The sequence below is a fragment of the Pseudoalteromonas sp. ASV78 genome (assembly GCF_047806705.1).
Lineage (GTDB): Bacteria > Pseudomonadota > Gammaproteobacteria > Enterobacterales > Alteromonadaceae > Pseudoalteromonas > Pseudoalteromonas prydzensis_A.
On sequence record NZ_JBLOPA010000001.1, the window covers coordinates 30,668 to 52,929 of the forward strand.

The window sequence follows — 22,262 nt, forward strand, 5'->3', positions numbered from 1 at the left end:
CCGCAATAGTTTAACTATTGCGGCTAACTTCTATTAAATTTCAGGATAGGTTTCATGACGGACGCAACTCAACAAGCGCTAGAGCAAGGCTCGTACGATTTAATTAAACGCCGCTTAAATAATTTTGGTGCTAGTTTAAAAACGCAAATAGATGACGTAAATACACAGCGTATTAACGAGTTTGGCAGCACTGAACTACAGGTAAAAGGGCGTGTTCGCGTTCGCACTGAGCAAAACTGTACCCCGCGCGATATCGTGATTATTGGCGACAAAGTCATTTTTGCTTACAACGTATTTTTGGGATTAAAAAAAGCAACCGCAATCAGTGATGTATTTAGTGTACAAAAGCTGGTGCAGCAAGACGACCATTACGAAATTGAGCCTTACCCAGAGACAACGCGTTTTTTAACCGATAGTCGTTTTATTCGTGATTTTGAAGAACTGTATACCTATTACAAACAAACCAGCCTACAGCATTTATATCAACAAAATGGCAAGCTGTTTGCGCTATTCCAAATCGGTGACAAGTTATCGGATGTGCGGGTTTTTCGCTGGGAAATTCACCCAGACAACACCATTAATTATATCGATAACCGCGGTGAGCGTGATATTCAACACGCCCATGACTATGATTTTGAATGGCTCAAAACTGACCGCAGTAACCACATAGAAGGCCGTCACGCGCATATCAACATCGCCGATCAAGTGTTTGTTGAAACCATTGGTGGCTCATTGACCATTAAAATAGAAAACAGCACAGACTCTGGTGAAGGGATTTATCAAGAAGCTGTTGATGATAAAAATCAATCCCTTGCTGACAGCGAGGTTGAGTACGCGCTGGTAGGCGACTTAGTGCTGCTAAAAATTCTCCCATACCGTGAAAAAACATGGCGTTATTTTATTTATAACACCCGCACTCAGCAGGTGATGCGCCAAGATGCAATCGGTAGTGCATGTGTTACTTTGCCTGAAGATCACGGCATTATTTTCCCTGGCGGTTACTACTTACAATCAGGGCAAGCACGCTCGTTTGAAGAGCAAATAGAAGATTTAGAATTTCACCGATATATAAAGTCACCCAATGGCGAAGATGTTTTATACGTGTTTTACGAGCCAAGTGAAGGGCGTTACGCACTATTTGCTTACAATATCATTGATAAAAACCTGCAAAACCCGATTTACTGTCACGGTTATGCTATTTACAACGATGGTATAACGCTGACCTTTAAGGCCGATAAAGACCAAGCGGAGCGAGTACACCCGATTCAAATTTGGCAAAGCCCATTTGTATCCGCTGAATTTGCAGCCAATGCGCCGCCACTTACTAGCTTTTTTGGTAAAATAGGCAACCCCGATTTAGTGCGCGGTATTTCTGATTTATACAGTGTCTGTAAAGCCATTAGCGAGCAAAGCCCGACCTTATTTCATTATGAAGATTTAATTGCCCTTAGTCGGAATATCTTTGACCGCTATCATTGGCTTAACGAAGGCGAATTTGCAGAAATCGCACAAAACCTTCACAGCATTAATGAAACCGCTGAGCAAGTGCTTGATGAGTTTGAAAAAGTCACCGAGATCCAAAACAAAGCCAAGCAAGCCTTGGTGGATATTAATAAGCAATACACTGATGTAACCCGCGAAGTTCGCCCTAATAGCTTTAAAACTGCACCACAATTTGTGCAAGGTATTGATGCCTTAAAAATGCTCAAAGGCCAAGTAATAAGCCTTGAAGATATTAAATATATAGATATTGCGGCACTGCATAATTTACAAACTGAAATTGATGCACGGCTAGTGGAAGTAAGCCAAGCAACTGCTGCGTTTTTACAACAAGATAGCGCCTTGGCGCCGTACCACGAAAAACTGAACGAGCTTGAACAGCTAAGCAGTAAAAGCGAAAGCGTTAGCGAGCTGAAAACCTATATCGCCCAGTTAGATACGCAAAGTGTGGAGTTGGACTTACTTAACCACACTATGCTGGATTTAGACATCGACGACAGCCGTGTGCGCACGCAAATCCTCGAAGATATCAGTGCTGTTTATGCGTTGGTTAATCGTGCTAAAGCGAGTATTGAAATCCGCCAAAAGAGCCTTGGCAGTGTTGAAGCTAAAGCTGAATTTGCCGCACGCTTTAAGCTTTTTTCGCAAAGTATTACCAACGCACTAAATAATGCTAAAACCCCAGAGGCGTGTGACGAGCAACTTTCACGTTTGCTTATTCAGCTTGAAGAGCTGGAATCGCAATTTAGTGACTTTGACGAATACCTGACAGAGATCATTGCTAAACGGGATGACGTATACGAAAGCTTTGAAGCGCATAAACAAAGCTTAATTGATACCCGCCAGCGCCGCGCATTGAATTTAGCCAATGCCGCCGAGCGGATATTGCAAGGCGTTAACCGCCGTGCACAAAGCTTTACTGAGCTTGATGCATTAAATACTTATTTTGCTGCCGATCCTATGATCAGCAAACTGCGCGCATTGACTAGCGAGCTTAAAGAGTTAGGCGATGAAATTCGTGCCGATGATATCCAAGCAAAGCTAAAAGCCAGTAAAGATCAGGGCATACGTTCGTTACGTGATAAACAAGATATTTTCACTGACGGCGGTAATACAGTCAGTATTGGTAAGCACGCCTTTAGTGTTAATAAGCAATTACTCGATTTAACCTTATTGCCGCGTGACGAGCAGCTGATGCTGCACTTAACCGGTACTGATTATTTTGAGCCAATAACAGATGAGAAAAGCTTACAAACATTACAGCAAAGCCGTCATTTGTGGCAACAAACATTAGTTTCGGAAAGTGAGTTGGTTTATCGTGGTGAGTATTTAGCTGCACAAATATTACTCGCTTGTGAAAACAGTGAGCATTCGCTGACTTTTGCACAATTAGAGCAGGCACAACGAGATAAACAGTTATTGCAGCTGGTGCAAAAATTTGCCGAGCCGCGCTATCAAGAAGGCTATGAAAAAGGCATTCATGACCACGATGCATGGGCAATTATTGACACCTTACTGACACAAAAAAATAGTCTGGATTTACTTATTTATCCGGCTAGTTGTCGTATTATTGCGCAGTTATTTAGTGCGCAATTGTCAGCCGCACAACTGAACGAATATTTCCATCAAGCGAGCAATGCTATTTTGATGGATAAACACTTTGCAGCGAGCAGTTTTATCGGCACGCTAACCGCGCAGTTAAGTGAACAGATCAACGACTTTTTGCCGCAAATTAGCAAATTATCTGCACGTTTTGCTGATTTATCCACTGACTTGGCCGCTGCTTATTTAGTACAGCAATTAGCGCAGCAAACAACCGCGGAGCAACAGTTATTTATCGTTTCTCAGCAAGCTAAAAATTTGGCTGAACAGTTTAGTAGTGACGCTAAAGCCAAAGGTTATAGCAACGAACTTGCTCAGGCCTGTGAGAACGTCAAGCAAACTGATGAGCGGGCATTATTATTTTTAAGTTGGCTTAATGCGTACTGCATGCAAAGTCCGAAAGTGTCGGCAATGGTACAGGCGGAAGCGGCTAACTACTTGCATCTCAGTGCCACCACATCATTACAATACACTGTGTTGGACGTTACCCCAAACACCCACGTTGAGCGTTTAATGGGGCAACATAAACGAGTGCAAGAGCAAACTTTACATGTTGATTATGCAGAGTTTTATGCCAGAACTCGGAAATACATCACTGAGCAAGTACCGGCTTTTGAGCAGTATCATGCACTGCGCAGTGATATTTTAGCGGCGCAAAAAGAGCGTCTGCAACTGGATGAATTTAAAGCCAGGCCACTTAGCTCGTTTGTACGTAATCAGCTGATAAATAAAGTGTACTTCCCAATTATTGGTGATAACTTAGCAAAACAAATTGGCTCAGCAGGTAAAAACAAACGCACTGATTTAATGGGTATGTTATTACTGATCTCGCCGCCAGGTTACGGTAAAACCACCTTAGTTGAATACGTTGCTAACCGTTTAGGGCTGACTTTTGTAAAAGTAAATTGCCCGTCGATAGGGCACGATCAGGTGTCACTCGATCCTGCTCAAGCCATTAATGCTACTGCTGAAAAAGAGATTGCAAAAATCAATCAGAGCTTTGAAATGGGCAATAACGTGATGCTCTACTTGGATGATATTCAGCATACTAACCCTGAGTTTTTACAAAAGTTTATTTCTTTGTGTGATGGCTCAAGACGTATTGATGGGGTGTGGAACGGTAAAAGTAAAACCTATGATTTACGCGGTAAAAAGTTTGCGGTAGTGATGGCTGGTAACCCGTATACGGAGTCTGGCGAGAGTTTTAAAATTCCTGATATGTTGGCAAACCGCGCCGATATTTATAATCTTGGCGACACACTAGCCGGCTGTGAGCAAGAGTTTGCCATGAGCTTTATAGAAAATGCGCTAACCTCTAATGCAGTATTAGCGCCATTGGCTAATCGCAATATGGAAGATTTATATAAGTTAGTGCGGATGTGTCAAGGCGAAGATATTTCATTAAATGAGCTTGAACACGGCTATTCACAAGCGGAAGTTAACGAAATTAAAGCGGTACTGATGCGATTAATCACTATTCGTAATACCGTACTAAAAGTGAACGCTCAGTATATTGCCTCAGCCGCGCAAGATAATAATTACCGTACAGAGCCGCCATTTAAACTGCAAGGCAGCTACCGTAATATGAATAAAATGGCAGAAAAAGTAGTCGCTGCCATGAATGACGAAGAACTAGAAAACTTGATTTGTGACCATTATCGCGGTGAAGCGCAAACGCTCAGCAAAGGCTCTGAAGAGAACCTACTTAAACTCGGTGAACTGCGTGGCACCTTAAGCGCCGAACAGCAGCAGCGCTTTAGTCAAATTAAAGGTGACTTTGTACGTTTAAATAAACTTGATGGCGCTGGCAGTCCGGTGATGATGGCGGTGGAGCAAATGGGTTATTTGCATCAATCACTGGAAGAGATCGCCGGTAAACTCAGTAAAAACAACCTAAGCCACGATTACAGCCAGTTACTACAAAGTGTTGGTGTGAATATACAAAGTTTAGATAATAAACAAGCAATGAGCAGCATAGCGCAATCGCTTGATAATGGTTTTGTGCAAACACCTTATATGGCAAGTTTAGAGCAATTAAGCCGTGCTATTGCTGGTAATAACTGTCAGTCACAGTTGCAGGCGTTAACAGAGCAACTTGCAGCCCTTGATAATAACGAGGCTGTGAATGCGCTCACCGCAGCGGTTACCAGTAATAATAACCAAACGTCATTTACTGAGCTTGTTAATGCGATTAACCAACAAACTCAAGGTATCAACAGTAATAATGTGCAGGCTCAGTTTGAAAAATTGATTGCTGCATGGGGCGCGAAATAGCATTTAAATTAATCACTAAGGAAGCAATATGGATATCAAAGTACCTGAACTAAAAGGAGTGATGGGTAAGGCTACGATTTCGGCAATTTATGTGAATGAGGGGGATGCCGTAGTACGAAACCAAACTTTATTTGATGTTGATTTTGATAAAGTGGTGTTGGAAGTGGTTGCTGCCTCTGCCGGGGTTGTTCATAGCTTTAGTGCCAAGCAAGGAGATTTAGCTATATCAGATCAAGTGGTGATGCAACTAAGAGAAATAGCCGTTGCTGAGCAAACAACATCAGAGCAATGACTCTTGCAGATGAACTCGTCGAGCAGGATTAGCTGCTCGGCTTGATCATTGATGTTTGTAAAATCAACCGCCTTTAATAATTAAAGTGCATTATAAGGCGGGTTTAATTGGCGTTTTTGAAACGCTAGAATCGCAGTGTTTTTGATTATACCGTCTTCAATATTAATCGCGCGGCGGATGGTTTCATCTTGTTGCCATTGTGCCTTGCCTGCTAATACTGTTGGTAAGTATACAATCATGGCGGCAGAGATTGAACGTGTTGCACTTTCCCATAAATAACTAGGTGTATGATCAACCGCGTAGTAATCCGTGGTTGCATAGCGAAACATCGGATTTGCAAATGTAGTGGGTTTAGCAAAAAAGAACCCCATACCTTCGTCACAGCTTACATCAATAATTAAACTGTTTGCTTTTAGGCAGTCCGCTTCAGATCCAATAACAAAATTAACTGGGTTTGCAGTTTCTTGAAAAGTACCATTTACGATAATATCGGCTTCGCTGATCAGCTCAGTTAGTGGCCGTTGTGTACCATCGTGTTCAACCACCATCATGCGGGCTTCGCCTTCAATACCTTGGCGAACTTTAACGTAATGGCAGTCGAGGATCTCTTCGCGTACTTCGTGATCGGGGCGCTGGATGCAAATCGTAATATCTCTAAAACCATGGGCTTTGAGTGCATAAATTGCACCGCGACTAACAGCACCAAAACTAAAGATGATGGTTTTACGCTGATCACCGTAATGTCCGTCAATGCCTTTGAGCTGCAGTGCGTGTAACACCGCACAGTAGCCGGCCATTTCGTTATTTTTATAAAAAGTATGACGGCCAACATTGCCTTGTGGTGACCATACAAACATATCTTCAAACGCAATGAGAGTGAGTTTTCTATCAACTGCAGCTTGGGTTATTTCGCGTTGTTGTACGCAATGTACGTAGCCCCAAAGGGTGCCACCTTCACGTAGTTCTTGTAAATCAGCAAGCACCGGTTTGGCGATGATCACGCTGCCTATTTTGGTTAAAATATCACTGCGACTTGCAACACCACCGGTTAATGCGGCTATTTGCGCATCGCTCACATTAAAAGCTTTGCCGTAGCCTTGTTCAAAGATCAGTTGTTTTCTAAGTTGTTCTGGAATGCGCTTAAGGTGGTCTGGGTGGATGGGGTAACGTCGCTCATCTGTCTTACGTGACGTACCAATTACGCCAATAGTTAATTCACTCATGCTATCGCCTTGTTTAAAGTATGCTGAGTTCATAAACGAATGATGCTACTTCGCCAACAAACTGTGGGCTGTTTTACAGGCAAGCGCAACACTTGACTGTAAACAATGGTGCTCAGTAAAGGGTTTTGTTATTTACTAAATTAGTGTTTTTAATATAAAGCAGTTTTAAATCAGGTGGTTAACTTGCATAGAATGACAAGTTGAAAGTAAATATGGCATAGCCGCGATTGGCTTCTGCGTATTAGCGTTTGAGTATAACAGTAAAACAGTGGCGTATGCGCTTAACACAGCAATAAGAAAATTAAACAACTACAAAGACACAGGGGTATTGTGTGATAAAAGGACTCGATACAGCGAGTCCCACTTTTTTTAGCAGCTTACTTTTCAGCAGAATATGGGTCTTCAGCCATTAGGTAGGCTCTCAAATCTGCTTTTTGCGGTTGGGCATTAAGCCATGTTCTGAGTTCTTTCACTTTTGCATAAGTGTCTGCGCCAAATTTATCAGCATAAATGTCACTAAAGTTTTGCTTGGTACTTTGCTCTCTAATTTGGTTTTGCCATTGCTGGGTTACTACCGCATTCAATGTACCAGCTAAGCCTTCTTCTTTGAGTAGTTCCCACTCACCCGCATCTAACCAGATCCCACCTACTGGTGCGCTGTAATCTATACGGTGGTCAGTTGCTGATGAAATACGGAATTTACGCATAATGACCCCCGATACTGGGCAAATTAATGCTTTTTTCGTGTCTGTAGCGTCGGCTTCGAATGAGATGTTGTCAGCAAATGCAAAGGTTGGGTTACGCTCTTTCCAAGCTGCAAAGTCTTCGATTAGTATCCAGTGGCCATTACAGTGCGTGCATGTGTGTGAACGAAATTGACCTTCAATAAAGCTTGGTTTAAGTAACCCTTTACCACAACTTGTACAATTCATAGTATCCCTTAATTCATGCTATTTATTATTAATAATAACGGTGATATTACCGTATTTTTAGAGTTGATAACAAAGGTTATTGTATTTAACTAAGGGGTTAGCTTTAGCTCTTTACTGCGTTTACAACGCTCTGAGCAGTAAATAACGTTATCCCAGTCGCGCTGCCATTTTTTACGCCAAGCAAAATCACGTTTGCAAGTGGGGCAGGTTTTTTGCGCTAAAGTTAGTTTTTTATGAGCCATTGTGATGGTTTGTCTTGGTACTTTTTGAGCTAGGGGCGATGCTTACATGCTTTTTTAAAATCGCAGGAATAGCGCGCTTAACCTCAATACGTTCACGATATTGCCAAAGCCGTTCTCTCGCTTCTTTAGACGCTTTGGTTAAATCAAGCATCGGCTCTGGGTAGTCTTCACCTAGTTTAAAGTCGTTAAATAGTGCTTCCATGGGCGTTTGCTCCCAAGGTTGATGTAGATATTCAATGGGGAGCTTTTCAAGTTCGGGGCACCATTTTTTTATAAACGCTCCGGTTGGGTCTTGATCCTCCGATTGCTTAATTGGGTTGTAATGTCTAATAGTATTAATGCCCGTAACCGAAGCTTGCATTTGAATTTGCGGGTAATGAATCCCCGGTTCAAAGTCTAAAAAATAGTTAGCCAGCGGCAGGCTTGCTTGTTGCCAGCTGATGTTTAAATGATGGGTAACAAAACTCACTAACATAGCGCGCATTCTAAAATTAATATAACCGGTGACTTTTAAACAGCGCATACAGGCATCAATAATAGGAATGCCGGTTTGCCCCTGCGCCCAGCGTTGAATATTGCTTGTAACCTGTGCGTCATCACGATAAGGAAATACATGGTAACCCAGATTTAATGCTTTAAATTCCATGCTGCATTCGCTTTCAAACTTTTGCATAAAATGGCAATGCCAATGCAGCCGAGATACAAATGCAGCAAGGGGGCGCTGCCAACCTTTTTTATCAGCATGAGTGCTATGGTATGCGTCAATCGCCATTTGATACACTTGCCTAAGGCTGATATTTCCCCATGCTAAATAGGGCGATAGCCTAGAGCAATGAGTACGGCTTAAACTTGGGCTGGATATGTTTTTTTGATAACCCTTGCCACGCTCAGCAAAAAAGCTTTGCATTACTTCACGGGCAAGTCGTGGGCCACCTTGTTGAAAAAGTTCATTATCTTGTGTATAGGCACTCGGCAGTTTAGGTGTTTTATAGTCAGTAAGGGTAAGTGGCTTTATTTGCTTCCAATTAGGTATAGCAATAGGTGCTTGCATGGTTTGTTGCCAGCGTTCGTTCCAATTATTGCGATTTTTTTTACCGCGTATCACAGCACCTGTTGGTGACTCCAGCCAGTTGATATGGTTATGTTGGCACCATGTTTTAATGGCTTTATCACGTTCAAAGGTGTTATTTAGCCCTATCTCTTGGTGGCTAAAGATGTTTGTGATTGCAAACTGCGTATTGAGCGATTCAAGCAGGGTTTGCATGTCTGAATTAAATATATACACGCGGCTATTAAAGCGAGCTAGTTGGGTATTTAAATCAACAATTGATTGATAGACAAAGCGCCAATGCCGCTCGTTGTAATGCCCATCTTCAAGCAGTAAAGGTTCAAAGTTATAAATTAATAGTGTGGGCAGGCCATTACTAAACGCATTTTTTAAAGGCTGATGATCGCTTAGGCGTAGGTCACGTTTAAACCAGACTATGTTTATTTTTTCTTTCATACTGGTGATATCAAAACCGTATCGTTTATAAATAATTAGGCATAAATAGTTTTATACGTATTAAATGTAAAAGTAGTTTAAAAGCGATTTTGTTAAACGACTAAAACTAAAAATATGAGTTTTAGTCGTTAGTATAGAGATTACAAATAGGCTGGTTGATTGTAAGTGCTCAGGCAGGCAAGTCTTCATGCGTTGGTAAAGCGTCGAACGCACCAAACTTTGCGACAGTTGAGGCGCCACACTTAGTTGCAAAGTCGATTGCTGTTAATACTTTTTCAAAATTATTGGCCCAATAAGTAAATTCGTTTTTATCACTTACTAGCGAAGCTACTTGGTATAAAAAACCGCCTACAAAAGCATCACCGGCAGCTGTGGTATCTACGACATTCGCTGGTGGGCAAGGGTATGTACCACTAAATGAGCATGAGGAAAATGTAATTGGCTCGCCACCATCAGTCATTAAAACCAATGACACGCCATTGTCTACCCAGCTTTTTATTGTGGTTTCAATATGCTCAATGCCATACAGGGCTATCAGCTCATCTTTACTTGCTTTAATAACATCAACCGTTTTAGCTATATCATCAATAATGGATGGGGCCGTGAGCGGTTCATCCCAAAAGGCCGGTCGAAAGTTAATATCAAAGCATATAACCGAGTTTGCTTCTTTAAAGTGTTTTAGCGCATGTAACGTGGTATTTAATACGTTAGCTTTAGCTAAAGAACCTGAGCAAAAACTCACTATTTTAGGGGCTGTAAATAAAGAGGCGGTTAAATCGGTGATCTGCAAATCATAATGCGCGGCGTCTTTATCATAAAAATCAAATGTACGTTCACCGCTTTCATCTAATGAGACAAAGGCTAATGCAGTTTTCCCTTTTTTAGAAAAACTCACATGTGATGTTTTAACATTATGGGTAGCGAGTGCCTTTATCAAAAAATGACCAAACGGATCATCGCCGACCTTACCAAGTAATGAGCTCAAACCGCCTAACTTTGCAACGGCGACAGCGACATTTGCGGGCGCCCCTCCAGCAAATTGAGTGAATCCTAGCTCGCTGCTTAATATTGTTTTATCTATACAATCATTTGAGAGTAAATCAATTAAGGCTTCACCAATTGCAACTACTTCCATTACGTTATTCCTATAAAAATTGTCAGGGTATCGCCGCGTTTAAACGATACCCTTGGTTAAATCTAAGCCTTGACCACTAAGGCGGTTATTGATTTTGGTGTCAAAAAATACGTCGCTTTATGTATCTTTTGTACCTTCTAGAATCAACTCATCTCACCAGTGTTATCAAATTTGTAAATTGAATGTAGAGAACTTAAAATAATAAATCAACTATTATCATTTATTATTTTTTGTACAATTTTTGTGATTGTTGCAGGGATATTTTTTTACCTTACATTTAGAAAATAAAAAAGCAGCCATAGTTATTACGGGCTGCTTGTTAAATTTAAAACTTATTAGTTGTGTGAAATACTCGTATTATCTTGAGAAAAGTTGATAAGTAACGGGAGGTTAGCGCAACCTACTGACTGAGCTTTAGCACCAATAGAGCCACTTTTTACCTCACAGCGATTAATACCACGGTGATCGGCTTGGCTTAATTTACACTTTGTTGCGACAACTATTTTTTCTCTGACGTTGATAGGAATTGCACCGTCAATCACAATCGCTTCAAAATCAAAAATAGCCAGCGAACACAATGCCGCGTAGGCCAGACCATCTGCAACTTGGTCTATCCATTTATCGAGTACTGGGCCTAAGTCTCCCCAGTATTCCTTTGAACTCCATAGTATGTCGGTGTTGTAACCATCATCTTTGAGCATTTTTTCGAGGATATACAGTGACGATTGCATGATCAGTTGTTGCGATGTTAGTTGGCCTTCACTATTAAGTCTTGGCCTAGGAAGCGAGCCTATAGCCCCCGCATTACCTTTTTTACCGGTAAACAAGGTTTCGTTTATAACGACTCCACCACCGATAAAGGTGCCGATAAAAATATATAAAAAATCGCTAAAGCGAGCGGGGTTACCAAAGCTTAATTCTGCTGAACATGCTGCGGTATCATCATTACATACATATACCGGAAGGGGCACAATTTGATTTATTTCTTGTTTAAAATCAAAAGATTTCCACTCTTCCATTACTTTTTTTGGAGCACCGGCTTCTTCAGTCCAGTGCCAAATTTCATAAGGAGTGGCAACGCCAACGCCCAAAATACGCTCAGCTAGTTCATCGCTTAAGCTCATTTTAAGTACGTTGATCCCTTTTTTTAAAAAGGTCAGTAGACTATTTACGGTCGGGTAGGCGCAGTTTTCGTGCAAGGTTGCGCGTATATTTCCAACCAAATCAATCAGTGTTAAATCAAAACTGCGTCGACCTACTTTTAAGCCAACTCCAAATGCACCATCTGGATTTAACGCAAATGGGATCGTCGGTTGGCCAACTCGACCACGTTGCGGTGCTTTTCTTATTAGTAACGATTCGGCTTCTAAGCTATTGATAATAACAGTAACGGCTTGTGCAGAAAGGCCCGTTTTTTGTGCTATCTCAGCTTTTGGCGCACTACCTTGTTGACGAATTAATGACATAATTCGACGTTCATTATGGGCACGCAGACCGGATTGACTTCGGCCTTCTTGTGAGGCGAGTCGAGGGTTTTTAGCTTTGATAATTATTCCTGCCTAGTTGTTATTATCTTGAATAACTTGATTAATTGTACACTGAGCGTGTGTAATTGGCGACTGTGTTGGCTTTATTACTAGGCTCATTTTTATTATTAAATTTTCGATAGAGTACAATTAAATTAGCTGATAAATAATAAGTAACTATAGTTGATTTATTGACGAGGTGGTATTTACCTGTTTAAATGCTTTACTCAAAGTTAACAACTGAGACACGGCAATGACCACACACACACAAAAAACACCTCTTGTCTCCAAGGAGATGGTGGTTCCCTTTATTTTGCTCGTTCTATGCTTTGCAGCATGTGGGGCGGCGGCAAATATGACTGATCCGCTAGTAAAAGTGTTTAGTAAAATTTTTACAATGTCGTCAGTGCAATCTGCACTGGTACAGTTTAGTTACTATGGTGCTTATTTTTGCTTAGCTATTCCGGCTGCGTATATCAATAAACGCTTTTCCTATAAAACGGGTGTGTTAACCGGTTTGGGTATGGCTGCAATGGGAGCATTTATGTTTTACCCAGCCAGCCAAGCAATGACTTATGGCTTTTTTTTAGCGGCTTTGTTTGTGTTAGCCGGTGGTTTATCTATTTTAGAAACGTCAGCAAACCCCTATGTGATGGGGATGGGCAGTCAACAAAGTGCCACTCGCAGGTTAAACTTAGCGCAATCGTTTAACCCTGTTGGTACTAATATTGGTGTGTTTTTAGCTGCAACCCTTATTTTACCTAGCCTAAATATCGCAACGTCAGACGAGCGCGCTAAGATGAGTAGCGAGCAATTAACTAGCGTTATAAGCGCTGAGCTTGATGCGGTTATGGTGCCATATGTGGGTATGGCCTGCGTGCTGGTGCTTATTTGGTTAGCAATTGCGTTTACTAAAACAGCTAACTTTTGTAAGCAAAAAAAAGTGTCTAAGCATGTCGATTTTCGTGCAACGTTTAAGCGTTTATTTAAAAACACCCATTACCGCTTTGGCGTTATTGCGCAGTTTTTTAATGTTGCGGCACAAACTTGTGTATGGACGTTTACCATTCAATACGTTATGGAAGCACTTGATACAAATGAAGTGACTGGCGGAATGTTTTTACAATACAGTATGCTCACCTTTTTAGTTTCTCGGTTTGTGATGACATGGCTTATGGGATTTATTCGCCCGGCTAAACTTTTAATGGCAACCTCTATTGTTGCAACGTTGTTGTGTTTATATATGGTGCAAATGCCAACTATAAGTGGCGTTTGGGCGTTAGTGAGTATATCGGCTTGTTTGTCGTTAATGTTTCCTACTATATACGCGATTTCACTACACGGCTTAGGCGATGATGCAAAGTTAGGCGCTGCCGGTTTGGTAATGGCTATTTTAGGTGGAGCGATAATACCTGTGTTGCAGGCGGTGTTTATCGATACCTATAGTGTCGCTTTTTCTTATATTGTGCCAGCAGGCTGCTTTATTATTGTGGCTGGCTATGCGGCGTTTGATTTAAAAACAAAAATTAGAACATTTAATAATGTTGCACCTTGCTAAAATGGTACAAAACCGAGCCTTAATGGCTCGGTTTTGTGTGCCACCACTTTTGTTCTCACCACCGCTATTCTTTAAGCATTATTAACTGCTTAACGGCCAATCTGCGGCATCTAACGAGTCTATGCCGTGTACCTCATCACCTTGCCAGTAATTAATAAATTCATTATTAGCATCGTAGGTTTGGGTTTGCTTTACTAAATTGAAATGCCTACCCGAGCGAGGATCTGCACCTACACCCGCGAGGTACTGCCAATTTCCCCAATTAGATGCCACGTCGTAATCAATCAGTTGTTGCTCAAAATAAGCAGCGCCAAAGCGCCAATCTAGCTTGAGCTCGTTTACCAAGCAGCTGGCGACTAATTGCCGGCCACGGTTTGACATATAGCCGGTTTGATTCAGTTGTTTCATACACGCATTGACAATGGGGTACGGTGTTGTGCCTGTACACCATTGTTTAAATCGCTGTGGGTAAAAACTGGTTAGTGGCTTACGCTTGGTAATTCCAGCAAAAGAAAATAACTTATTGCCATAACACACGCTGTATAGTTGAAAGTATTCACGCCATAGTAATTCAAAATAAATCCAGTATGTTGAGTCGTTTGCGCCGTGTATGCGCTCATAATTACGCAAAGCATTAACTATTTGCCGGGCACTAATGCAGCCATTAGCAAGCCAAGGAGAAAATTTGCTTGAGTTTGCAATGCCCGCTAAGGCGTTGCGAGTTTCTTTGTAGGTAGACGGACTCGCACTTGAAAAGTAATTAACGAGATGCTTAGTAGCACTTTGTTCACCACCTGCGAATAACGATCGTTCTTTACTGACATTAGGCAATGTAGTTGGCCAAGGCATTGCAGCAATTAAAGGTCTGGCTATGTACTCTGGAGGATCTAAAAGTGTATTTATAGTGGGCGTTGTTTGCTCAATTAGCTTTCTGAATTGACTAAATGTTGCTGGCAATTCATTAACAGCAAAAGGAAGTTGCTGGTTGTCATATAAGGTAAATGTATTGGCTTGTTTAATAACAAGATCACCATGATTTTTCGCTACATCGAGTAGTGTTTGTCGCTCATCGTAACCAATTTGTTCACTGCAATACAGAGTACGCACGTTGTGGTGGTGATAATAATGAGCAATCACTTCAGCAGCAGCTTGATGGTAGATCACTAAATGTTGGCCATAGTCTTTCAGGGTATTGTTTAGCTGTTGTAAAGATTGCACTAAAAACTGCCAGCGATGTAGTCCCATTGCTTGGCAATCATGGCGGTTGTTTTTAAACCATTGAGGGTCAACACAATATACCAAGCTAAGTGCGGTATCTTGCTTTGCAGCCAATGTGATTAGTGCGTTATCGCTTAGTCGTAAATCGTTGGTAAACCAGTACAAAGAGTGTGTCATAGTTATAAAGCGTTTTTTATTTACTTTGTTTTTAATACGTAACAAAGTGACAAGGCGTTTAGTTTAATGAGTTTAAATTTAATGAGGTGATGATGTATTTTGATTTAACCGATCCTGACGAGCAAAAAGGGGCATACAGTAAATTGGTTGGTGGGATCACGCCAAGGCCTATCGCGTGGATAAGTACGTTAAGCGCTGATGGCGTGGCGAATATTGCACCGTATTCATTCTTTACCGTGGCCAGTGTTAATCCACCGGTATTGAGTGTGACTCAGGTAAACCCTTCCGATAATAAAAACAAAGATACCTTAAACAATTTACTGGCCACACAAGAGTGCGTTATTAACGTAGTTAGCCACGAGCTGGTGGAACAAATGAATCAAAGCTGTGCCAGTTTCCCATCTCAGGTGAGCGAATTTGCAGCTGTGAGTATCGCAGCAACGGCTAGTAAATTGGTAAAACCGTTGAGTGTAGCAGCAGCTAAAGTGCGTTATGAATGCAGATTACGTGAGGTGATCACAATTTCTGCACAACCGGCCGGTGGTCAAATGATGTTACTCGATATTGTAGGGGTTTATATTGATGACAGCGTACTTGTTGATGGTTATATCGACTCCGCTTTATTAAACACGGTTGGTAAAATGGGCGGCAATGATTTTGCGACTACACAAGCATTGTTTAGTTTAGCGCGACCTGAACTTTGACTTAAGTTTTCTAGCTATGGCGTATCTGCCATCCATAGCGATGCAAATAAATAGCCTGCAATAGCGGCGAAATCTTTGCTAAAAATAAGCCAAGTAATGGTTACTTGGCTTAACGTTGTTAAATTTTGAGGCTTTAATTTAGTACCGTAGACAGCGAGATCTCTGCATTCATTAATTTTGAGATTGGGCAACCTTGTTTTGTTTGCTCACACAGCTTATTAAACTCTGGCTCAGCAATGCCTGAGATCTTTGCTTCAACATGCAGCGCAATATGGCTCACTTCAAAGCCATCATCTACTTTATCTAAACTAACCACCGCGCTGGTGGTGATATCATCGGCAACATAATCTGCTTCTGTTAGTGCACCAGACAGTGCCATGCTAAAACATGCACTGTGCGCAGCAGCAATAAGTTCCTCAGGGTTGGTACCTTGCTTATCTTCAAAGCGCGTATTAAAGCCATAAGGTTGGCTTTTTAAAGCGCCACTTTCGGTGTTTATTTGGCCTTTACCAGACTTTATATCGCCAGACCAATGTGATAGTGCTGATTTCTTAATCGTCATGCTCATCTCCTTTGTAATAATTTCGCTAACTGTGAAAAGATTTCACCTTTGCATAGCGAAATGGGCGGTTTACAGAGACTGTTGCAACATAAGCACCAAGTTTACAAAAGTATTGAATGTTGAGTTACACGGATCCACTGATGATAAGAATGGCTAATAAATGAAAGCGACATGGCTAATTAACAAGCGGCCATCACTGACCGCTGGCTTAGCTAAAATTAAATCGATATCAGTAATTTGTTCACCGTTAAGTGAGGAGTTGAACCGTAATACGTTTTTCATAGTAGTTCCTTTAATTACAAGTGATGTATACAGCATATAAAGAAGATTGATAAATTCATTTTAAGCGGCCAAATCATTCTGTTGAAACGAACGACTAGCAAAAACAGCTATTTGCTTTTAAGATAGTTGCAAAAATAAAAATGGAATTTTCTATGAAATTTAAACTGCTTATATTATGCGTAATGTGGAGTGTTTGTTTTAGTGCAATATCCGCTACAAAATTACCGATTGAATCATTTGCCTCACTTAAGTCATTTAGCCGCTTACAGCTCTCTCCAAATGGTGAAAATCTCGCCTTTGTTAGAAATGTAGCAGGTGAATTGGTGTTGATGGTTTACAACACCAAAGACGCCAGTTTTAAGCCTATTTTAAAATCTGATGACCATACTATCTTTTTTGATTGGTATAACTGGGCAAACGATGACGTATTACTGCTAGGCGCTCGGTATATTAAACGCCAACGCGGTGGAATTAAATATGCATCGACACGTCTGTATAGCTACAACATCAAAAATAATGAATCAATTAAGATAGCAACAAAACCAGATTATGGCCGTGATGAACGTCAACCTCAATTTGAAGATCAACTGCTTAGCTTTTTACCACACAAAAAAGATACCGTCTTGATCCAGGCCGACTACGATGTGGCAAATATGCCTGCTGTTTATGAACTTGATTTAAATAATCAGCGCAAAAAGAAAGTTCAACGCGCACGAAGCAGTGTGGTCGACTGGATAGCTGATCGCCAAGGTAATGTGCGTATTGCCCAGAAAATGGATGATGATAAGTTTAGTTATGAACTTTTGCATCAGCAGTCAGGTGATTGGGAAACATTATTTGCATACAGTGCGTTTAGCGATAAAAGTGTTGCTATTTTAGGCTTTGATAAAGACCCTAACTTTATTTATATCAAAGCGATTCATAATGGCCGAGACGCGTTGTTTAAGTTTGATTTAACCACTAAAAAACGTGAATTAATTTACAGCGATGATAAATATGATGTTGATGGTGATATTTTTTACTCACCAAAAACCGGTGAAGTTGCTGGATTTACTCATTCACAGTTACCTGATGGGGTGCAATATTGGGATGCTGATTTAGCTGCCTTACAAACCGCTATTCGTAATGTATTACCCGCAGAAGAATTTTCAGTCGATATTTTAAATACCAGTGATGATCAGCAAAAATATGTGTTGTTTATGAGTTCGGATTCAACTTCAGGGACTTACTTGCTCGGTGATCGGCAAAACAATGAGCTGTCCGTTTTTGCCACAGCTTATCCTGACATTGACGAAACAATTTACCGCGGCAAAGAGCACATTAGTTTTAAAGCACGTGATGGTTTAGCCATTGAAGGTTATTTAACTTTGCCGGTTGGCTATAAAAAAGGCGATAAACTGCCGACCATTATATTCCCGCACGGTGGGCCAATGGCGCGTGATTACAGCAACTTTGATTACTGGACTGCGTTGTTGGCCTATCATGGTTATGCCGTATTACAACCTAACTTTCGTGGTTCGAGTGGCTATGGCTATGATTTTTTAATGCAGTCGGTGCAAGGGTTTGGTCAAGCAATGCAAGATGATTTGCAAGACGGCGCACTATGGCTTGTAGAGCAAGGTATCGCAGACAAAGATAAAATTTGTATTGGTGGCGCAAGCTATGGTGGTTATGCAGCATTAATGGCGGTAGTAAAACACCCAGAAACCTTTAAATGTGCAGCAAGCTTTGCAGGTGTCAGTGATTTAGAGCACTTAGTAAGGCAAGCACGGTATTTTACTAATAAAGAAATTGTTAGAAAGCAGTTTGGTACAGATGACGATGTGCTGGCAAAGAGCTCGCCGGTTAATTATGCCAAACAAATAAACCGCCCAGTATTACTTGTGCATGGCAGTGATGACAACATAGTGCCTGTTTACCATAGCCGTGAAATGGAAGACGAGTTAGATGATGAGGATAAAGATGTAACTTACATTGAACTTGAAGATGGCGATCACTATTTGTCGTATCAACCTTATCGGATCCAAACCTTACAAGCGTTTTTAGATTTTTTTGATAAACACTTAAAAGAGTAATAAGCAATAAGGCGACCAAAAGGTCGCCTTAATTATTAATTCGCTAATTCTGAATCAATATGACGGGTTAAGTTTGTTACCCAATTTACATATTGGCGATGTATTTTTTCACCGTTGTAATCTAGGTTTATCGAGTCTTTATAATCAATGTCATACTGCGCTGCATTATAGTTAATATTAACGCGGAGCTGATGTTTACGAATATCTAACACCCCTAGTATTTTACCTGTTTCTTGTATGCGGCATTTCCAAGTAAGTTGTTTACAAGCGAGTAAAATTGCTTCCCCAACACTTTCTTGTGTATGTGTTGTATTTGCATTTTGTGGCACTAAATTTTCATCAAAATTACGCATCTGCACCAAAGTACTGCAACCTGATAATGCAGCGATAGTCGCTGCTAAAATAATTAATTTTTTCATGGGTAGTCCTTTGCTTTAAAACAATATGATAACTTAAGTTTGTGTGAAAATGCACCGTCTTAGTACATTTTTATAATGCTGTTTTTACAGCAAAGATTGAAGGTGCGAAGAGGCTTATAGACTTTGCTTCAAGGTGTTATTGATAAAGCTTAAATATGAGTATTTTTAGTGAGACAAATAAAAACGCGGTTAGTTATACTCGCCGCGTTTTTATGTTTAGTGACTAAAAGTCGTTTTTACTATGGCGCTCAGCTAATTGCTCGTCTTCTGGTCCCCAAGTACGATTTACACGACGGCCGCGTTTAACCGCAGGGCGACGCGCAATCTGCTTAGCCCAGCGCATTACATGAGTGTAAGACTCAACATCTAAAAATTCTGCTGCATCATAAATATCCCCGAGTACCAGTGAGCCATACCAAGGCCAAATCGCAATATCCGCTATTGAATACTCACTGCCTGCCATATAGTCATGGTCGCTTAAATGGCGATTTAATACGTCTAGTTGACGCTTCACTTCCATGGTGAAACGGTCAATAGGGTATTGCATTTTATAAGGGGCGTAAGCATAAAAATGACCAAAGCCACCGCCTAAATACGGAGCAGAACCCATTTGCCAAAATAACCAGTTACGGCATTCAGTTTTACTGGTGTGATCGCTTGGTACTAGAGCTGCAAACTTTTCAGCTAAGTACTGTAAAATGGCACCCGACTCAAACACGCGCGTAACTGGGTTAGTACTGTGATCCATCAATGCTGGAATTTTTGAGTTAGGATTAACGCCTACAAAGCCTGAGCCAAACTGATCGCCATCACCAATTTTAATTAAAAATGCGTCATACTCGGCTGCAGTAATGCCAAGCTCTAATAGCTCTTCAAGCATGATTGTGACTTTTTGGCCATTCGGCGTTGCTAAAGAATATAGCTGTAAAGCATGTTCGCCAACTGGCAGCTCTTGAGGGTGAGTTGCGCCGGCAATTGGCCGGTTTGTTTTAGCCCATTCACCGCCATTTTCTGCATCCCACTGCCACACGGCTGGTGGGGTATAGTTTTCGCTGTTACTCATCAAAACTCCTCAATCGTTGGATATAGATGTTATTACGAACAATCCATCCTAGTTGATCATTAAGGGCAAGGGAAGTAAAGTTAAATTTCAATTCATACTATGACGCAATCAATAAACATTGCTTGGCAATTGGTTTTTAATTGCTGAGTCATCGGTGAGACTGTAACCCAGATAAGCAATAGCAAAACAGAGTAGTAAATAGCTAGTTTTTATAATGCTCCTTATTATTTTAGCGAAATAAATACTAACGGATCCGTGTCGCTGATTCAGAATATCAACGAAAAATTTGTTTTTGTAGCGCAGCGCTGTATTGCCGATTCAGCCCAGCGCTAAACTGAGGTATAATGCTTGAATTGCTAGTAACTGCCTCAATATAGTTACTACTCATTGCGATGTTGTATTATTTTCAATGCAAATCATTTTTGTGATAATATCACATTTTAGTATCGCATTACTTTTTAATATTTGGATTTGTCGTGGCGCAAGTAAGAGCTAGAGTCCAGCTTAATGTTGGCAAAAACAGTGATATTCCCGCAGAGATCGTGTCATTTAGCGGTTTAAAAGATGGTCAAGAGCACGTTGCTTTGGTATTTAATAATGCTGACAGTGAGCAATCTGTGCCGCTTATTCGCATGCATTCAGAGTGTTTAACCGGCGATGTTTTTCACTCATCACGGTGTGACTGTGGTGAACAACTTAACGAATGCATTGAGATGATGCATCAACAAGGTGGTATTTTACTTTATTTACGCCAAGAAGGGCGTGGTATCGGTTTGTATAACAAAATTGATGCTTATGTATTGCAGTCGCAAGGTATGAATACCTACGAAGCAAACAACCATTTAGGTTTTGCAGATGACTTACGTGATTTTTCTGACGCAGTATTGATGCTCGAAGCGATGGGATTGGCTCATGTGAAGCTTATGACTAACAACCCTAAAAAGCTGAATGCGTTAAAAGATGCAGGTATCGAAGTGGTATCAGTGATTGGCACGCATGCACATCTAAAAGCTGGTTTAGCGGGTAACAAAGCATACTTAGAGACGAAAATTAAGCATGGTGCACATATGTTAGATATAAAGAAGATTAAAAAACCTTAATTTTACGCCGTCGTCTATGTAATCCGATCCAACGCCGAGTTATACTCGGCGTGTTTTGTTGTTAATTTAAGAGCAAGTATGTCAATTGAATTACGAGTATTTAAGGCCGATGCTGGGCTGAAATGGTTTAAAGCAGGCTGGCTTATTTTTAAAACTCAGCCTTTTACCTTTATTTTTATGCATTTATTTATCGGTATTATTGGTTTGTTATCGCTATTTCTACCTTTTTTACAAATTATAGCTGCCTTAGCTACACCATTTTTAACCGCCGGCTTTTACCAAGCGGTGATCACCAAGCAGCAAGGTGGTAAAATTATGCTGGCCGATATCCTAAAACCGTTTACCAATAAAGGTAATCGTATGGGGTTACTGCGCTTAGCGCTTTATCAAATGGCGGCTGGCGTACTAATGGCGTTATTAGCTAGTGGCTTATTTGCAGAAGCTGTTGAGATAATGAGCAACCCAAGTGTCGACCCGAATATTGCTTTGCAGCAAGTGATTGACAGCATTTCAATGGCAAACTTGGCGTTGTTTTTAATTGCATTATCGCTGTATTTAACCGCTTTCTCTTACGCTGTGCCATTGGTTTATTTTAACCAACAAAAACGGATTTTCGAGGTACTGAAAAGCTCATTAATGGTGTTTTATCATAATATGGCGCCACTGAGTGTGTATGGCGCGATTGCAGCTGTGCTGATGATGTTTTCAATGTTCTTATCATTCTTGCCGCTGTTGGTTTTAATGCCGATTTGTTACATTAGCTTTTTTGTTTCTTATCAAGCTATATTTATGCCGGTTGTACCACCTGCGGATGCAAAGCCCGTAGCGCCGCAGCATAATGATGACAGCGGTCGCTTTGACGCGTAATGGCTGA

18 protein-coding genes are annotated in these 22,262 nt (G+C 41.0%); 7 read left to right on the plus strand and 11 right to left on the minus strand.

Annotated elements, in window-relative coordinates; genetic code table 11:
* The first annotated feature begins 54 nt into the window (after window positions 1-54).
* Together ACMVDV_RS00130 and ACMVDV_RS00135 are read left to right on the plus strand one after the other, a co-directional pair.
* Entirely contained in the window at window positions 55-5,376 is a 5,322-nt protein-coding gene (locus ACMVDV_RS00130) for a DNA repair ATPase (protein WP_416156777.1), read from the plus strand.
* Between the two features lie 28 nt (window positions 5,377-5,404).
* Entirely contained in the window at window positions 5,405-5,668 is a 264-nt protein-coding gene (locus tag ACMVDV_RS00135) for a biotin/lipoyl-containing protein (RefSeq protein WP_416156778.1), read from the plus strand.
* A gap of 80 nt (window positions 5,669-5,748) precedes the next feature.
* Here the strand turns inward: ACMVDV_RS00135 and ACMVDV_RS00140 are convergent, their stop codons facing one another.
* From ACMVDV_RS00140 to ACMVDV_RS00165, 6 genes are all read right to left on the minus strand, one after another.
* Complete coding sequence (locus ACMVDV_RS00140) at window positions 5,749-6,891, minus strand: N(5)-(carboxyethyl)ornithine synthase (protein ID WP_416156779.1); 1,143 nt, start codon at window positions 6,889-6,891, stop codon at window positions 5,749-5,751.
* Between the two features lie 377 nt (window positions 6,892-7,268).
* The gene (locus tag ACMVDV_RS00145) at window positions 7,269-7,823 is read right to left on the minus strand and encodes a zf-TFIIB domain-containing protein (RefSeq protein WP_416156780.1); all 555 of its coding nucleotides are present in this window, start codon (window positions 7,821-7,823) and stop codon (window positions 7,269-7,271) included.
* A gap of 89 nt (window positions 7,824-7,912) precedes the next feature.
* Window positions 7,913-8,065: a DUF2256 domain-containing protein gene (locus ACMVDV_RS00150; RefSeq protein ID WP_416156781.1), complete on the minus strand. Its 153-nt coding sequence runs from the start codon at window positions 8,063-8,065 to the stop codon at window positions 7,913-7,915.
* Window positions 8,055-9,569, minus strand: coding sequence for a deoxyribodipyrimidine photo-lyase/cryptochrome family protein (locus ACMVDV_RS00155; protein WP_416156782.1), 1,515 nt, complete (start codon window positions 9,567-9,569; stop codon window positions 8,055-8,057). Before ACMVDV_RS00155 ends, ACMVDV_RS00150 begins: the two co-directional genes overlap by 11 nt.
* 169 nt (window positions 9,570-9,738) lie before the next feature.
* On the minus strand, window positions 9,739-10,704 hold the full coding sequence (locus ACMVDV_RS00160; RefSeq protein WP_416156783.1) for a carbohydrate kinase family protein: 966 nt from the start codon (window positions 10,702-10,704) through the stop codon (window positions 9,739-9,741).
* Window positions 10,705-11,039: 335 nt separating this feature from the next.
* Window positions 11,040-12,257 (minus strand): ROK family transcriptional regulator, encoded by a 1,218-nt coding sequence (locus tag ACMVDV_RS00165; protein WP_416159033.1) that lies wholly within the window; start codon window positions 12,255-12,257, stop codon window positions 11,040-11,042.
* Window positions 12,258-12,525: 268 nt separating this feature from the next.
* On the opposite strand from ACMVDV_RS00165, the gene fucP reads away from it, so the two are divergent.
* On the plus strand, window positions 12,526-13,788 hold the full coding sequence (gene fucP / locus ACMVDV_RS00170) for an L-fucose:H+ symporter permease (RefSeq protein WP_416159034.1): 1,263 nt from the start codon (window positions 12,526-12,528) through the stop codon (window positions 13,786-13,788).
* Window positions 13,789-13,869: 81 nt separating this feature from the next.
* Here the strand turns inward: fucP and ACMVDV_RS00175 are convergent, their stop codons facing one another.
* Window positions 13,870-15,183 carry a DASH family cryptochrome gene (locus ACMVDV_RS00175; RefSeq protein WP_416156784.1) on the minus strand — a complete coding sequence of 438 codons (1,314 nt, stop codon included), beginning with the start codon at window positions 15,181-15,183 and terminating at the stop codon, window positions 13,870-13,872.
* A gap of 92 nt (window positions 15,184-15,275) precedes the next feature.
* Here ACMVDV_RS00175 and ACMVDV_RS00180 point away from each other — a divergent pair, with 92 nt between their 5' ends.
* Window positions 15,276-15,887: a flavin reductase family protein gene (locus ACMVDV_RS00180; RefSeq protein WP_416159035.1), complete on the plus strand. Its 612-nt coding sequence runs from the start codon at window positions 15,276-15,278 to the stop codon at window positions 15,885-15,887.
* A 133-nt stretch (window positions 15,888-16,020) separates the two neighbouring features.
* Here ACMVDV_RS00180 and ACMVDV_RS00185 read toward each other — a convergent pair whose 3' ends face one another.
* Entirely contained in the window at window positions 16,021-16,449 is a 429-nt protein-coding gene (locus ACMVDV_RS00185) for an OsmC family protein (RefSeq protein WP_416156785.1), read from the minus strand.
* 153 nt (window positions 16,450-16,602) lie between these two features.
* The gene (locus ACMVDV_RS00190; protein ID WP_416156786.1) at window positions 16,603-16,731 is read right to left on the minus strand and encodes a hypothetical protein; all 129 of its coding nucleotides are present in this window, start codon (window positions 16,729-16,731) and stop codon (window positions 16,603-16,605) included.
* Between the two features lie 152 nt (window positions 16,732-16,883).
* On the opposite strand from ACMVDV_RS00190, the gene ACMVDV_RS00195 reads away from it, so the two are divergent.
* Window positions 16,884-18,806, plus strand: a complete 1,923-nt coding sequence (locus ACMVDV_RS00195; protein ID WP_416156787.1) for an alpha/beta hydrolase family protein — start codon at window positions 16,884-16,886, stop codon at window positions 18,804-18,806.
* A gap of 35 nt (window positions 18,807-18,841) precedes the next feature.
* Here ACMVDV_RS00195 and ACMVDV_RS00200 read toward each other — a convergent pair whose 3' ends face one another.
* Window positions 18,842-19,225, minus strand: coding sequence for a hypothetical protein (locus ACMVDV_RS00200; protein WP_064666452.1), 384 nt, complete (start codon window positions 19,223-19,225; stop codon window positions 18,842-18,844).
* A gap of 223 nt (window positions 19,226-19,448) precedes the next feature.
* Entirely contained in the window at window positions 19,449-20,288 is an 840-nt protein-coding gene (yghU, locus tag ACMVDV_RS00205) for a glutathione-dependent disulfide-bond oxidoreductase (RefSeq protein ID WP_416156788.1), read from the minus strand.
* Between the two features lie 476 nt (window positions 20,289-20,764).
* Between yghU and ACMVDV_RS00210 the strand changes: the two genes are divergently transcribed.
* Window positions 20,765-21,388, plus strand: a complete 624-nt coding sequence (locus ACMVDV_RS00210; protein ID WP_304182121.1) for a GTP cyclohydrolase II — start codon at window positions 20,765-20,767, stop codon at window positions 21,386-21,388.
* 78 nt (window positions 21,389-21,466) lie between these two features.
* Window positions 21,467-22,255 carry a BPSS1780 family membrane protein gene (locus ACMVDV_RS00215; protein ID WP_416156789.1) on the plus strand — a complete coding sequence of 263 codons (789 nt, stop codon included), beginning with the start codon at window positions 21,467-21,469 and terminating at the stop codon, window positions 22,253-22,255.
* The last annotated feature ends 7 nt before the right edge of the window (window positions 22,256-22,262 follow it).